Source organism: Bacillus stratosphericus (genome assembly GCF_020524495.1).
GTDB classification, from domain to species: Bacteria; Bacillota; Bacilli; order Bacillales; family Bacillaceae; genus Bacillus; species Bacillus stratosphericus_B.
The window spans coordinates 1-12,689 of record NZ_JAIVLB010000058.1 but is presented as its reverse complement, the minus strand read 5'-3'; the positions used below and the strand labels follow the sequence as shown (position 1 = coordinate 12,689).

Sequence of the window (12,689 nt, the reverse complement as noted above, 5' to 3'; positions counted from 1 at the left end):
ATCCGGTAGCGCCAGTAGGTCCAGTATCTCCGGTAGCGCCAGTAGGTCCAGTATCTCCGGTAGCACCAGTAGGTCCAGTATCTCCGGTAGCGCCAGTAGGTCCAGTATCTCCGGTAGCGCCAGTAGGTCCAGTATCTCCGGTAGCGCCAGTAGGTCCAGTATCTCCGGTAGCACCAGTAGGTCCAGTATCTCCGGTAGCGCCAGTAGGTCCAGTATCTCCGGTAGCGCCGCCAGTAGCACCTGTTACGCCGGTGGCGCCAGTAGCACCTGTTACGCCGGTGGCGCCAGTAGGTCCAGTATCTCCGGTAGCGCCAGTAGGTCCAGCAGCACCTGTTACGCCGGTGGCACCAGTTGAACCTGTATTTCCCCTACGACCAGTTCGCCCAGGACGTCCTCGTTTTCCAGGAACTATGATGGTTTTTATACAGCAACAATATTCAAAGCATTTCCCACAGCGATAGCAGTAATATTTACTTTTCATAATAACGCTCCCTTTAAAAAAGTATTTATACATATCATATTGCGCATGCAAGTATATGTAAGGGCTAAAGTGGAAGCGAATAAAATAAAGTTTTTACTATGTAATTCATCGTAATTGAGAGACTTTAAAGAAAAAATTTAATCATGTATACGCATAAAATAAATAGTAATTACGTGAATTTTCATTTTTAATGATAAGTGTGTAGGACAGCCTGACTGTTTTTTCATATGCTGTGATGAAAGTCAAAACTGTTGAAAGGGTGTTGATATGAGCCGCAACAGAATGGACGATTTTTTCTTTGGTTCTCGTAAGGCAAATCATTGTCAGGACAAAACAATTGTTTCACCAACACGTAATATCGTTAATACAACAATAAGCGAAAGTACAATCAGACGAATCCATCCAACTCATATTAAAAATGTGAACAAACACATCAAAAGAATTGAGAACTACTATCCAGTAACGCAATCTTGTGAGAATGAATGCTATGTTGAAGAATACGATTGTGGAAGTGATTTGAAGAATCCTTGTTGTCGTCGTGTAAATAGATAAAATAATACTTTTCATTAAATTCATAGCTTACTTTATACTGGCGTCCCTTAGGGCGTCTTTTTTATCGGAATAGTCATCTTGGCTCAGGTGCTTGGTGAGGGATAGGAGCGCAAAAAATATAAAAAGGGAGATATGAGCATGGCATCAAAATTTTGTGTATCTGCTAATCCAAAAAAAGCGAATTATATTTTTAGGAAAGGACAAGGTTGTGGTTGTTTCGATTCAAAATCACAATGATTACATTTGTGGACCAACCTTATTCCATAAAGAAAAGTCGGTGATCAATGGGTCACAATCAAAACGAATTCACCGAACGAACTCAATCCAGGAGAAAAACAGTACGATGAATTCGGCATCAAAGAATCACTGGTAAGGAAGAGGTCAGCGGTTCGAGCCCGCTTGGAAGCTTTCCTCTATATGATATGACAAGGTATCTCGATGATGAGAAGGCTTTTTTTGTTTAAATTATGAATACTCGTTTTATTACGAGTAGACTGAAGCAACTAATAAGATGAAATCATTGATCGGTCATTTGTATCACCTTTCTAAAAAAATGCTTTCATTTTGTTCTTGATTCTTCAGCGTATTTCTTTTATTCTTACTAAAGTGATGACATCCTCTCTAACAAAAGACTCTGTACGTTCCTCTTTGCCCCGAAAGTGAAGTATTCTCTGGTTTTCCTTTCTGATTCTCCAGGTTTGTTTGATCTTCTTTTAATGTACGGTATGTATATAAAAAAAGGAGTAGATGGTTTGAAAGATTTATTTGTAAAGCAAGAATGGTTTGGATATGTGCGTCAGGATGTGTTGGCGGGGATTTTAGTCGCCCTGGCTTTGATTCCTGAGGCGATTGCATTTTCAATAATTGCGGGTGTTGATCCGAAGATTGGATTATATGCCTCGTTTTGTATTGCGATTGTGATTTCGTTTGTTGGTGGACGGCCAGGCATGATTTCGGCCGCTACAGGTGCTATGGCCCTGGTCATGGTCAATTTGGTTGCAGATCATGGATTGCAATATTTGTTTGCAGCTACGATATTAACAGGCCTGATTCAAATTGTGTTTGGATTGTGTCGTGTTTCTCGTTTGATGAAATTTATTCCGAGGTCTGTGATGGTTGGCTTTGTGAATGCATTAGCGATTATGATCTTCATGGCTCAGCTTCCACATTTCGTTGGAGAATCAATGGCTATGTATATCATGACAGGGGGTGCCTTGCTGATCATTTATGTCTTGCCGATGGTCACAAAAGTGATACCCTCCCCACTCATTGCGATTATTGTGATGACGATGATCGCTGTATTTGGGCATATTGATGTCAGAACGGTCGGAGACATGGGAGAGCTTCCTAGTTCTTTACCTGCTTTTCTCATTCCAAATGTGCCGTTTAGCTGGGAGACACTTGCTATTATTTTTCCTTATTCCTTAGCACTTGCGATGGTTGGTTTACTGGAATCTCTTTTAACAGCACAGATTGTGGATGATATGACGGGGACGTCTAGTCATAAAAACAAGGAAGCAAGAGGCCAAGGGATTGCCAATGTGGTCGCTGGATTCTTTGGTGGTATGGCTGGCTGTGCGATGATTGGTCAATCTGTGATTAATACAAAGGCTGGCGGACGAGGCCGGCTTTCTACTTTTATAGCAGGTGCATTTTTAATGGTGCTAATTTTTGTATTGGGCGATGTCGTGGTTCAAATCCCAATGGCTGCTCTTGTCGCTGTGATGATTATGGTTTCCATTGGTACCTTTGATTGGAGTTCATTCCAACAGCTAAAAAAGAACCCGAAAACAGATTCCATTGTGATGCTTGTCACGGTTGTAACCGTGGTGTTGACTCATGATTTATCGAAGGGTGTTTTTGCAGGTGTGCTGCTTAGTGCCATTTTCCTTGTCGCAAAAATATCGAAGATTCATATTACTTCTACAGAAAGCCAAGAAGGAACGTGGGTTTATCAAATTAAGGGGCAAATTTTCTTTGCTTCTGTCACAGATTTCATCCATGCATTCCATCAAGGGAAACATGTTCAATCCGTTGTCATTGATTTGTCTGAAGCGCATATATGGGATGAATCAGGTGTGTCAGCGATTGAACGTGTGAAGGAAAAGTATCGGACAGCTGGTGTGCAGGTAGAAGTGGTTGGAATGGATACGTCCAGTCAAAAGCTTGTCAAACAGGTGATGGGTTCTTAAAGGACCTTTTTGTTTTGTTACAATAGAAAAGGTAGAAAGCGAAGGATGGAGGTGGCCGGCATGCTTGTCCGTCTGAATCAAGTGATCGGCCGGATGATGCCACTCATTACGCCTATTAGTGTACTACCGGGTGTACTATTGGCATCATATTCAGGATTTTACGTTTTTGGTGCCATGGGTATTTGCCGTGATGACATTTGCAGGGAGCTTATCTGCTACTTTTTCAGCTTTAAAAGCATACGGTCATGCATCCATTGCCTTTGATTTTAACGTTTATGATTTTGCATGTGTTGATGCCTCTTTACGCTTGGTCAGCGGGGCATCTACTATTTGCGGGTGATTTCATGACGATCACCGGTTTGACGCTTGCGATGGTGATTCAGACAGGTGTAATATGGGCGGCTATGTATAAAGGGAATGTTGGGTTAACCTTGAAATCATTTTAATTGATACACTGCTTTCGCCATTTATTGTGCCAGCCAGCTTGTCACTGCTCGTAGGTACATAGGTTCATATGGACATTGTGGCCATTATGAAAGGGCTTTTCGGTATGGTGGTGCTTCCATCTATTTTAGGGGTGCTCGTTCATCAGTATGAAAAGCCAGCAGTGACGAAGACGATCAGTCAGGCACTGTCACCTTTTTCGAAAATAGGCTTGTTTGTTGTGGTCTCAATTAACAGTTCTATTGTTGCACCATACTTGCGTGAACTGAATGCCGAGTTTTTTAGTAAAGCAGAGATTGTGTATACAGGCGGTATGCGAAATATTAGTGCGGGTACTGTGCTTGCCATTAGCTTTTTCCCGCCTGCTGTCGCTGTCCCTGTGCTGTTTCAGCAAGTGCTTGTCGCATTATTTGGCTTTTTACTCAATCGTTTTGAACTGAGAACACCTTGCTGTGGCTAAATCTATATCATGAAAAAGCCTTGGAGGTTTTATGCGAATTAATAGATGAGGTATTTTTTTCGTATTTTTTCGAACGTTTTGAGGTCATGATGATAGCGCTTCATGATGTGTTTGACGGAAGTGCCTTGATTGATTTCTTCTTTCATCCAATCATTGCCGATGAGTTTATCAAAGTTGCCTGTTTGAAGGAATTGAAAGTCATTAGGATATAAATCATGTATGGCTTTGATGATGGATAACCCCGTTTTCACAGCTTCAAATGAAGAACGGTCTGTGACGTATAGCTGCACACCGTGAGATAGAGTCCTGGCATGTTTAGAAAAGGTCGGGGTGAATGAAACTGGTCTAAATTGAATGCCTTTTAGTTTAAGCCGATTTAAATGATCTGCTAGCTTGTTGCTATTGATATATGGAGCGCCAATAAGCTCGAACGGTTTTGTCGTTCCTCTGCCTTCGGAGACGTTTGTGCCTTCAATTAATCCTGTGGCGGGATATACAAAGGTGCTATCAACTGTCGGCATATTAGGAGAAGGAAGGACGAACGGTAGCTTCGTGTCATCGAACGATAGGGATCGCTTCCAATTTTTCATTTTTATGACTGTGACATCAGCATAGATATGAAACTCTTTGTTAAACATGTGTGCAAGCTCTCCAGTCGTCATCCCATGTCTTAATGGAATTGGATAGAGACCGACAAATGAGGTTTGTTCGGGTTCTAATACAGGTCCTTCTACTTTTAGCCCGCCTATTGGGTTTGGACGATCTAGGACAACGAAGGGAATGTCGTTTTCTTTAGCGGCTTCCATCGCATAGGCCATCGTGTAAATATAGGTGTAATAACGAGCTCCAACGTCTTGAATATCAAACAGCAAAACATCTACATTTTTGAGCATATCAGGAGTTGGTTTTCTTGTTTTTCCATAGAGAGAGTAAACAGGCAGGCCCGTTTTTTCGTCAGTGTACGATTCGACGCCTTCTCCTGCTTGTGCATCGCCTCGCACCCCGTGTTCAGGTCCATATAGGGCAGTCAGCTTGATACTCGGATGTTCAAATAAGAGGTCGACACTGCTTTTCATATTTGCATCAATGCCTGTAGGATTCGTAATCAGCCCTACCTTTTTCCCTTTTAGCCATGAGAGATGACTTGAGAGTAATGTTTCGATACCTGTTTTGACTGTTGCTTTTTTTCCTTTTGTATCTGTTCGTCCTGAATCTGCGGAGGCGGCGGTCAATGTGCTTATCATGAGAATACTAGCGAGTATCAGGCTTGCTGTCTTTTTCAAGAGAATCCCTCCTATTTGATCTTTTTCCCTTTTACATTGAGTCCATAGCCAAATGGGTAAAGGGTTTGATTTGGATGAGTGACGGATGGGATATTGACTGGCAATTTCCCTTTAGGTGATGCCGCTCCAAAAATCACTTCTAGTCCAGCAGGAATATTCGGTTGATTGAATTGTCCGTTTGAGTAGCCTTTAAAACCGTAAACAGCCAGTAAGGTATCGGCTTCCTCGAAATTGGCAGCATCATAAGGATTTCTCAGACTCATGATGACCATTTTTTTGTTTTTTGATGTTGCTTCTTTCATGACAGCACGTGGGAAGGCAGTTGCCCATTTCTTCGGGTCCTGTACATTGTCATCAATTACTCCATCATTCACAGCTGGGTCATTTTGGATAATGTAAGAGCCGGTAATGACAAAGTCAGCACCTTGAATCAGTTTGGCTGTTTCTTTCGAGAAGGTCTTATCTGCAAACGCGTAGGATTGGATACGTACAGGTTTGATCTTTTTTTGTCGGATCAGTGATTCGATTGTGACAGTCATTGCCTGTGTTTGATCTTTATAAGGTGCCATGACCATGATTTGGTCATTCTTTTTAGGCTTGAAAGGTAAGGTCTTTTCGTTGTTTTTAAGCAGAGTAATTCCTTCACGGGCCATTTTTTGTTCTGCTTTACGGTGCGAATTTTTACCAATGACTTGAGTGGCTTTTTTGATTTTTTTCTCAAGGCTTACTGGTTTTTTGGTGGAAATGATCCCGCGTTTGATCTTCAATTGAAGGATTTTTTCGACAGATTGGTTGATCTGAGACATCGGGATTTCTTTCGTTAGAACGGCTCGTTTTAAAGCATTGAACACGTTCCCTAGGTTTTTCTCCGTTTTTAACGACGTGACAGGAGCAGGCATGAGGGCAATATCGACTCCTGCCTTAACGGCCATCACCACGGATTCTTCTTGCCCGAAGTTATCTGCGATCGCTTTCATATTTAAGGCGTCTGTTACCACAACTCCTTGAAAGCCCATCTCTTCTTTTAATAAGTGTGTGATCACTTTCTTCGATAAGGTAGCTGGAACCATGATGTCCTCTCCGTCTTTTTTACTTTGATAGGTCGTGTCATCAATGGCAGGGAATTGAACATGAGCGGTCATGACCATATCCGCACCTGCGTTTATTGCTTGTTGAAATGGATACAGCTCAATCTTCTTTAAACGATCAAGGTCATGTTCCACGAGCGGTAATCCGTAGTGACTATCGACAGCTGTATCACCATGTCCCGGGAAGTGCTTTAATGTGGAAATGGTCTTTTCCTTTTGAAGTCCTTTCATGGTTTGAAGACCAAGCTTGGTGACAAGTGTAGGGTCAGAGCTAAAGGAACGGACACCAATGACGGGGTTGTTTGGGTTATGATTCACATCAAGAACAGGAGAGAAATTTGTATTGATACCTAATGCTTTTAATTCCTTTCCGATGATTTTTCCTGTGTCATATGCATTTTTCTTGCTTCTAGAGGCACCAATCGACATATTTCCTGGGAAATGTGTTCCTTTTTGTAGTCTTGTGACGATTCCGCCTTCTTGATCAATTGAAATGAGTAAAGGAGTGTTTGGAGATGCTTTTTGAAAATCATGGGTGAGTTTGACGGTTTGTTTCGTATCAACGACATTCTCTGCAAACAAGATGACACCACCTAGATGATATTTCTCCACAATATGAGACACTTCTTTATTCATCTTTGTTAAACCTGTAGGAGCGGATTCATCTTTTGCTTGCCAATTGCGAAAGTCTGGCATGAGCATTTGACCAATCTTTTCATCCAGTGACATGTCTTGAAGCATTTGTTTGGCGGTTGGAAGGGGGGCAGAGAGAACCTTTTCCGTTGGAATGGAAGAGGTGAGCAGGGCCAAAACCAGTCCAGAGGGGCAGAGAGATTTTAACATTAAATTCCTCCTTTTTCCTTTTACTTAAAAGATTCGTAGATTGCGGTCATGATGCTTCCATAAGTACCGGTTGGGAAAAGGTCACCTACAAATTGGTTAGGATTGGTTTCAGGTGAAACGACAGGTGAATGTTTCTTATTCGTCAGCAAGGCAACACCTAGATTGTGTTTTGGATCAATCAACGTCATCGTTCCGGTCCAGCCTGTATGTCCATAGGCTTCGTTACTAGCATATTTTCCAAACATCCATTCCATGTCAGTATGGCCGTTTTTCCGCCAGCCTAGCCCGTAAGTTGGGTTCGTGTCTGAGGATGTTGTAAAGAGATCGATAGAGGCTTGGTCAAAAATGGTTATTTTCCCATAGCCCCCTTTGTTGAGCATAAGCTGGAGCAGCACCGCCATATCTGAGGTGTTAGAGAAAAGCCCAGCATGGCCGGAGACACCTGCCATTGAGTAATAGGCTTTCTCGTCGTGTACTTCACCTAGTAGGGTGTATCGTCGAATGTTTTCAAAATCAATTACACCATCTCTCGTATTGCCTAAGCGCTCAGTTGCTGCAAAATGCTCAGGCTTGAATCCTTTTTGTAGTGGGTTGAACATTGTACGTTTGAGACCTAGAGGCCGATAGATCTTAGACTCTACATATTGATCAAGAGGCATCCCTGTTTTCTTCTCAATGATCATGCCTAAAAGCATGTAATCAATATCACTATATATATGCCGGGTTCCTGGATAGTATTGAAGAGGCACTTTAGGCAGCCATTTCATGGTTGTTTGTCTATCTTGAGAGAAAAAAGAGCCAGCTGCTTCTTTGCTATAAAATAACACACTGGAAGGGAGTCCGGCAGAATGTGTGAGAAGATCCTTCACACAGAGCTGATCTTTGCCGGTGATCTTTGCATCTGGTTCATCCTGAAATTCGGGCAGGATGGATTGAATTTTTTCATTCACATCTAGTTTTTGTTCGTATACAAGCATTTGCAGGGCATAGTTGGTGGCATACATTTTTGTATTGGATGCCAGATCAAACAGCGTGTTCTTTTTCATTTTCTTATACGATTTGAGTTTTTTTGTGCCCTCGTATTTTTGCCGGTAGCCATAGGCTTTTTGATGGACGATCTTTCCGTCCTTGATGATGATGAGCCCGGCTCCTGGAAATCCTGCTTTAATATCGTTTTGAATCATTTGATCAACCTTCCTAAGCTGCCTGGAATAAAAACCTACTTGTTCCGGTCGTTTCGCCTTTTTTAAGACGGGATATTCTTGAGGTGCTGTTTTAGACAAAGACGTTACAGGATGGGAGCTAGATGCAAATGTTTGTACTGGTAACCTAAGGAGCATGAATAGACATGTCATCAAAAGAAAACAGCCATTTCTTTAAGAGCTAGACCTCCTTATGATTGGTTTCCTCGAATTCAACAGCCATATCATCATGAAAGCCAAATACGTATGTGAAGATAAATCCAGCGACATATGCAATGATTAATCCGATTAAGTAAAGAACCATTTGATGTGGGTGGACGATAAAGGTCAGTGGGAGTCCTGAGACGCCAATCGCCTTAGTTGCAATTAGGAAGTGGGCTTGAAATGCACCGCCAACTCCAGCACCGAGACAAGCGGTGAGAAAAGGTCTTCCAAGTGGCAGTGTGACACCGAAAATGAGCGGTTCACCAATACCCAGCATTCCTGAAGGAAGTCCACCTGCAATAGCTCTTTTCAGCTTTTTCTTTTTTGTTTTCATATAAATGGCAAAGGCAGCACCTACCTGTCCTGCACCTCCCATAGCGAGAATTGGCAGAAGCGGGTCATCTCCAATTGAATTGATAAGTTCCATATGAATAGGTGTCAGCCCTTGGTGAAGTCCTGTCACAACAAGAGGAAGGAAGGTCGCACCGAGGACGAATCCAGCAAAAATACCGCCAATGTTTAATAGATAAGTTAGTCCTGAGGTGATGGCATCAGATATAAATCCGCCAACTGGCATAAAGACGACGTACGTAAAGATTCCTGTAATAAGTAGGGTGATGGTCGGTGTGACGATGATATCGAGTGATTGCGGGACGAACCGTCTGATTCGGATCTCCACAAGGGCCATAAAGATGGCGGCAAGAAGAACACCGATGAGTCCGCCTCTGCCTGGTAGAATATTTGTGCCAAATAACATAATATCTGCGGAGGCTGGGTTAACAATGAGGATACCAGCTAATGCGCCTAATGCAGGAGAGCCTCCAAATTCTTTTGCGGCGTTTGTTCCTACTAATATACCGAGATAAGTAAACAAGCCTGAACCGATAACCGTTAGAATAATGGCAATTTGAGATTTTTCATCGAGCCAGCCCGCTTGCACGATCGCTTTTGTAATTCCTGTAATAAGTCCTGACGCAACAAGCGCGGGAATGATGGGGATGAAGATACTTGCAATCCGTCGTAAGAATAGCTTGAACGGTGTGCGATTCTTTTGTGAAATGGCTTGCTTGTTTTTTTGTGCTTCGTTTTTCAAATCATATGAACCCGAGGCATTTAATAGCTGTTCAAACGCACTTGATATTTGGTTGACAACACCAGTGCCTAAAATGATTTGAAGTGTTTCCGCTTCGACGACGCCAATGACGCCATCCAGTTCTTTGATCGCGGTGATTTGAACTTCTTCATTATCAATCGGTGTAATTCGGAGACGCGTCATACAATGTGTATGCGATGAGATGTTTTCAGAACCACCACAGAGCGATAGAATCTCTTTCGCCAACTGCTGATATTTCTTTTGATGACTCATGTTGAATCCCCCTTCGATTTTCGTTTCATGGAGCGGATAGCATGCCTTGTCTTGTCAATATATTGCGCTGTCTGTTCATATTGACGAGAAGCTAGACTAAGGAACAAGACATCAATTAAGTAGAGCTGTGCCATTCTAGAGGAAGTGGCAGCACTGCGAAAAGGTGCTTCATTGGAACCGGACGTCGATAGGTGAACATCACACAATGCAGAAACGCTTGTATGACCTGGATGCGTTAAAGCAATAGTTTTCACTTCATTTTCTTTGGCGAGCTGAAGGGCCTGAATGATGTCTAACGTTTCTCCTGAAAAGGATATACCGAAAACAATATCGTTCTTTTTTGCATTTGCGATGACAGTAGATGCGATATGCATGTCAGTGAAAGCTGTGGCCGCATAGTTGATTCTTAGAAATTTCTGCTGTGCATCAGCTGCGACAATGCCAGATGCACCAACGCCGATAAAATGGATTTGGTTTGCAGATAGCAGCAGTTGAACGGCTTTTTCTAAAGCATCTACATTTAAAATAGAGGCTGTGTCCTTAATCGATTGAATCGAGTTTCCTGCGGTCTTTTGAATAATGGAGTGAAGTGCTTCGTCTTGTTCGATATCTCGGTAGCCTTGTTTATCTTGCATTAAATCTCCAGCGATCCTCATTTTCAAATCGTGATAACCTTCCAGCCCGAGAGATTTACAAAGGCGGATCACGGCAGAGCTGCTTGCACCGGCAGCCTGACTAATTTCATGTACTGTGCTCTTAATGACTTTGTCAGGGTTGGCAAGGATGTAGTCTGCAATGATTTTTTCAGATTGGGGGAGCTTTGATTTCATTGTGTGTAGTAGGGTGAGTCCACCTGCTGACATGAGCTCTGCCTCCTTTAGTATTGATGACGTAAGATGGCTTTGTCGATGTGGCCATTTGCTTTGTTGAGTAAATCCTTTGCTGTCTTTTTATCTGTATTTGTTTGGAGCATGACGATGGCAGTTTTGACCTCTAAATCCACCGCTTCAAGGGTTTTAGCGGCTTGTTCGTAGGAAGCGTTTGTCACATGCTGAATGATGGTGATGGCGCGTTCTTTTAGTTTATGATTGCTGACTTTTACATCAACCATCAGATTTTCATATACTTTGCCTTGTCTGATCATGACAGAGGTAGAAATCATATTTAAAATCATTTTATGAGCGGATGCTGCTTTCATTCGTGTTGATCCAGTAATGGCTTCTGGTCCAACGACGACTTCAATGGCGCAGTCTGCCAGCTCGCTAATTTCTGCTTGTTCATTGCAGCTAAGGGCTACTGTTTTTGCTTCAATGGATCTTGCGTAATTTAAAGCACCCATGATATAAGGTGTTCTACCGCTAGCGGCAATGCCGATTACCGTATCTTTGAACGTTAGGTTGATGTTTACTAAATCCTGTTTGCCAGCTCTTTCATTGTCCTCCACATCTTCGGCAGCATGTGAAAAAGCGGAGTCCCCGCCTGCCATGATGCCGACAATGACATCAGGTGAAACGCTATAGGTGGGCGGACATTCAACAGCATCCATGACGCCAATTCTGCCACTTGTTCCAGCACCTAAATAAATGAGTCTTCCTCCATTTGAGATGGATTCATAGGCAAAGTCACTTGCTGTTTTTACATGTGGAAGTACACGGTTGACTGCTTGAGCGACTTTCATATCTTCTTCATTAATCATTTTGAGCATTTCGAGCGGATCTGCTTGTGAAATTCCCAGTGTGTTAGGGTTTCTTGATTCTGTTGTCAAAGAACGCAGTTGAGATGGCTGCATGGGACATACCTCCTTATTTCTTCATTTTCATTATATTGAGTATGATATGAAATTTCAATATTAAATTTATATATTGAAATTATATTTCAATCAAAACGTTGTGCTGAAAGGGGATGAATAGTTAGAAAATAAAAAAATAAAATTCCCCTTTACAAAAGGGGGACAACCTGTATATAATAACTTTTGTCAGCTTCACGTAAACAGCAAACTTGACAAACTGGCCCGTTGGTCAAGCGGTTAAGACACCGCCCTTTCACGGCGGTAACACGGGTTCGAATCCCGTACGGGTCACCATGATATGGAGGATTAGCTCAGCTGGGAGAGCATCTGCCTTACAAGCAGAGGGTCGGCGGTTCGAGTCCGTCATCCTCCACCATATGCCGGTGTAGCTCAACTGGTAGAGCAACTGACTTGTAATCAGTAGGTTGGGGGTTCAAGTCCTCTTGCCGGCACTGTTTTTCTTTTTTCAATTCCATATGTGGAGGGGTAGCGAAGTGGCTAAACGCGGCGGACTGTAAATCCGCTCCCTCCGGGTTCGGCGGTTCGAATCCGCCCCCCTCCACCATTTTTGGGCTATAGCCAAGCGGTAAGGCAACGGACTTTGACTCCGTCATGCGTTGGTTCGAATCCAGCTAGCCCAGTTAAGACACCTTTTTCAAAAAGGTGTCTCAGCTTGTAGACAAAGTCTACAAGCTTTTTTGTATAATAAGGGTAATAACACAATTCTGCGGGGGATGAACATGTTATCGAAACGTGAAGAAGAGAGAAGAAATCAATTAGAAGTA

The 12,689-nt window shown here is 42.6% G+C and carries 9 protein-coding genes, 5 tRNA genes and 2 pseudogenes; 9 read left to right on the top strand and 7 right to left on the bottom strand.

All coding sequences use genetic code 11. The features are described 5' to 3' along the window. A pseudogene (locus LC033_RS15685) lies at window positions 1-481 on the bottom strand (hypothetical protein); the annotation flags it as partial. 267 nt (window positions 482-748) lie between these two features. On the opposite strand from LC033_RS15685, the gene LC033_RS15680 reads away from it, so the two are divergent. The 4 genes and pseudogenes from LC033_RS15680 to LC033_RS17435 all read left to right on the top strand — a co-directional run. Continuing rightward, entirely contained in the window at window positions 749-1,033 is a 285-nt protein-coding gene (locus LC033_RS15680; RefSeq protein ID WP_312887877.1) for a CotD family spore coat protein, read from the top strand. Between the two features lie 725 nt (window positions 1,034-1,758). Next, window positions 1,759-3,225: a SulP family inorganic anion transporter gene (locus LC033_RS15675; RefSeq protein WP_376776470.1), complete on the top strand. Its 1,467-nt coding sequence runs from the start codon at window positions 1,759-1,761 to the stop codon at window positions 3,223-3,225. Between the two features lie 245 nt (window positions 3,226-3,470). Next, window positions 3,471-3,671 (top strand): hypothetical protein, encoded by a 201-nt coding sequence (locus LC033_RS17440; RefSeq protein WP_376776469.1) that lies wholly within the window; start codon window positions 3,471-3,473, stop codon window positions 3,669-3,671. Between the two features lie 299 nt (window positions 3,672-3,970). Then, window positions 3,971-4,129, top strand: a pseudogene (locus LC033_RS17435) (bile acid:sodium symporter family protein); the annotation flags it as partial. A 38-nt stretch (window positions 4,130-4,167) separates the two neighbouring features. On the opposite strand, the gene LC033_RS15665 reads toward LC033_RS17435, so the two are convergent. From LC033_RS15665 to murQ, 6 genes are read right to left on the bottom strand one after another with little or no spacing between them, the layout of a single operon-like run. Continuing rightward, the gene (locus LC033_RS15665) at window positions 4,168-5,373 is read right to left on the bottom strand and encodes an exo-beta-N-acetylmuramidase NamZ family protein (RefSeq protein WP_376776471.1); all 1,206 of its coding nucleotides are present in this window, start codon (window positions 5,371-5,373) and stop codon (window positions 4,168-4,170) included. A gap of 50 nt (window positions 5,374-5,423) precedes the next feature. Next, window positions 5,424-7,343: a glycoside hydrolase family 3 protein gene (locus tag LC033_RS15660; protein WP_226570021.1), complete on the bottom strand. Its 1,920-nt coding sequence runs from the start codon at window positions 7,341-7,343 to the stop codon at window positions 5,424-5,426. A gap of 20 nt (window positions 7,344-7,363) precedes the next feature. After that, window positions 7,364-8,698: a penicillin binding protein PBP4B gene (gene pbp4b / locus LC033_RS15655; protein WP_226570019.1), complete on the bottom strand. Its 1,335-nt coding sequence runs from the start codon at window positions 8,696-8,698 to the stop codon at window positions 7,364-7,366. A gap of 28 nt (window positions 8,699-8,726) precedes the next feature. After that, window positions 8,727-10,115: a PTS transporter subunit EIIC gene (locus tag LC033_RS15650; RefSeq protein WP_226570016.1), complete on the bottom strand. Its 1,389-nt coding sequence runs from the start codon at window positions 10,113-10,115 to the stop codon at window positions 8,727-8,729. Continuing rightward, a complete protein-coding gene (locus LC033_RS15645) occupies window positions 10,112-10,978 on the bottom strand; it encodes a MurR/RpiR family transcriptional regulator (protein WP_226570014.1) in 867 nt (288 codons plus the stop codon). Before LC033_RS15645 ends, LC033_RS15650 begins: the two co-directional genes overlap by 4 nt. Before the next feature lie 14 nt (window positions 10,979-10,992). Next, the gene (gene murQ / locus LC033_RS15640; protein WP_226570010.1) at window positions 10,993-11,904 is read right to left on the bottom strand and encodes an N-acetylmuramic acid 6-phosphate etherase; all 912 of its coding nucleotides are present in this window, start codon (window positions 11,902-11,904) and stop codon (window positions 10,993-10,995) included. Between the two features lie 219 nt (window positions 11,905-12,123). On the opposite strand from murQ, the gene LC033_RS15635 reads away from it, so the two are divergent. From LC033_RS15635 to LC033_RS15615, 5 genes are all read left to right on the top strand, one after another. Next, a tRNA-Glu gene (locus LC033_RS15635) sits at window positions 12,124-12,198 on the top strand. Window positions 12,199-12,204: 6 nt separating this feature from the next. Then, window positions 12,205-12,280, top strand: a tRNA-Val gene (locus LC033_RS15630). 3 nt (window positions 12,281-12,283) lie between these two features. After that, window positions 12,284-12,356, top strand: a tRNA-Thr gene (locus LC033_RS15625). A 28-nt stretch (window positions 12,357-12,384) separates the two neighbouring features. Then, a tRNA-Tyr gene (locus tag LC033_RS15620) sits at window positions 12,385-12,469 on the top strand. Window positions 12,470-12,473: 4 nt separating this feature from the next. Beyond that, window positions 12,474-12,545 (top strand) — tRNA-Gln (locus LC033_RS15615). Window positions 12,546-12,689: the final 144 nt, after the last annotated feature.

Coding starts and splice junctions, on each gene's coding strand:
- LC033_RS15650 (WP_226570016.1), bottom strand. CDS start 10,115: ATGAGTCATCAAAAGAAATATCAGCAGTTGGCGAAAGAGATTCTATCG.
- LC033_RS15680 (WP_312887877.1), top strand. CDS start 749: ATGAGCCGCAACAGAATGGACGATTTTTTCTTTGGTTCTCGTAAGGCA.
- LC033_RS15645 (WP_226570014.1), bottom strand. CDS start 10,978: ATGTCAGCAGGTGGACTCACCCTACTACACACAATGAAATCAAAGCTC.
- LC033_RS15675 (WP_376776470.1), top strand. CDS start 1,759: ATGTATATAAAAAAAGGAGTAGATGGTTTGAAAGATTTATTTGTAAAG.
- pbp4b (WP_226570019.1), bottom strand. CDS start 8,698: ATGACATGTCTATTCATGCTCCTTAGGTTACCAGTACAAACATTTGCA.
- LC033_RS15660 (WP_226570021.1), bottom strand. CDS start 7,343: ATGTTAAAATCTCTCTGCCCCTCTGGACTGGTTTTGGCCCTGCTCACC.
- murQ (WP_226570010.1), bottom strand. CDS start 11,904: ATGCAGCCATCTCAACTGCGTTCTTTGACAACAGAATCAAGAAACCCT.
- LC033_RS17440 (WP_376776469.1), top strand. CDS start 3,471: ATGCATCCATTGCCTTTGATTTTAACGTTTATGATTTTGCATGTGTTG.
- LC033_RS15665 (WP_376776471.1), bottom strand. CDS start 5,373: ATGATAAGCACATTGACCGCCGCCTCCGCAGATTCAGGACGAACAGAT.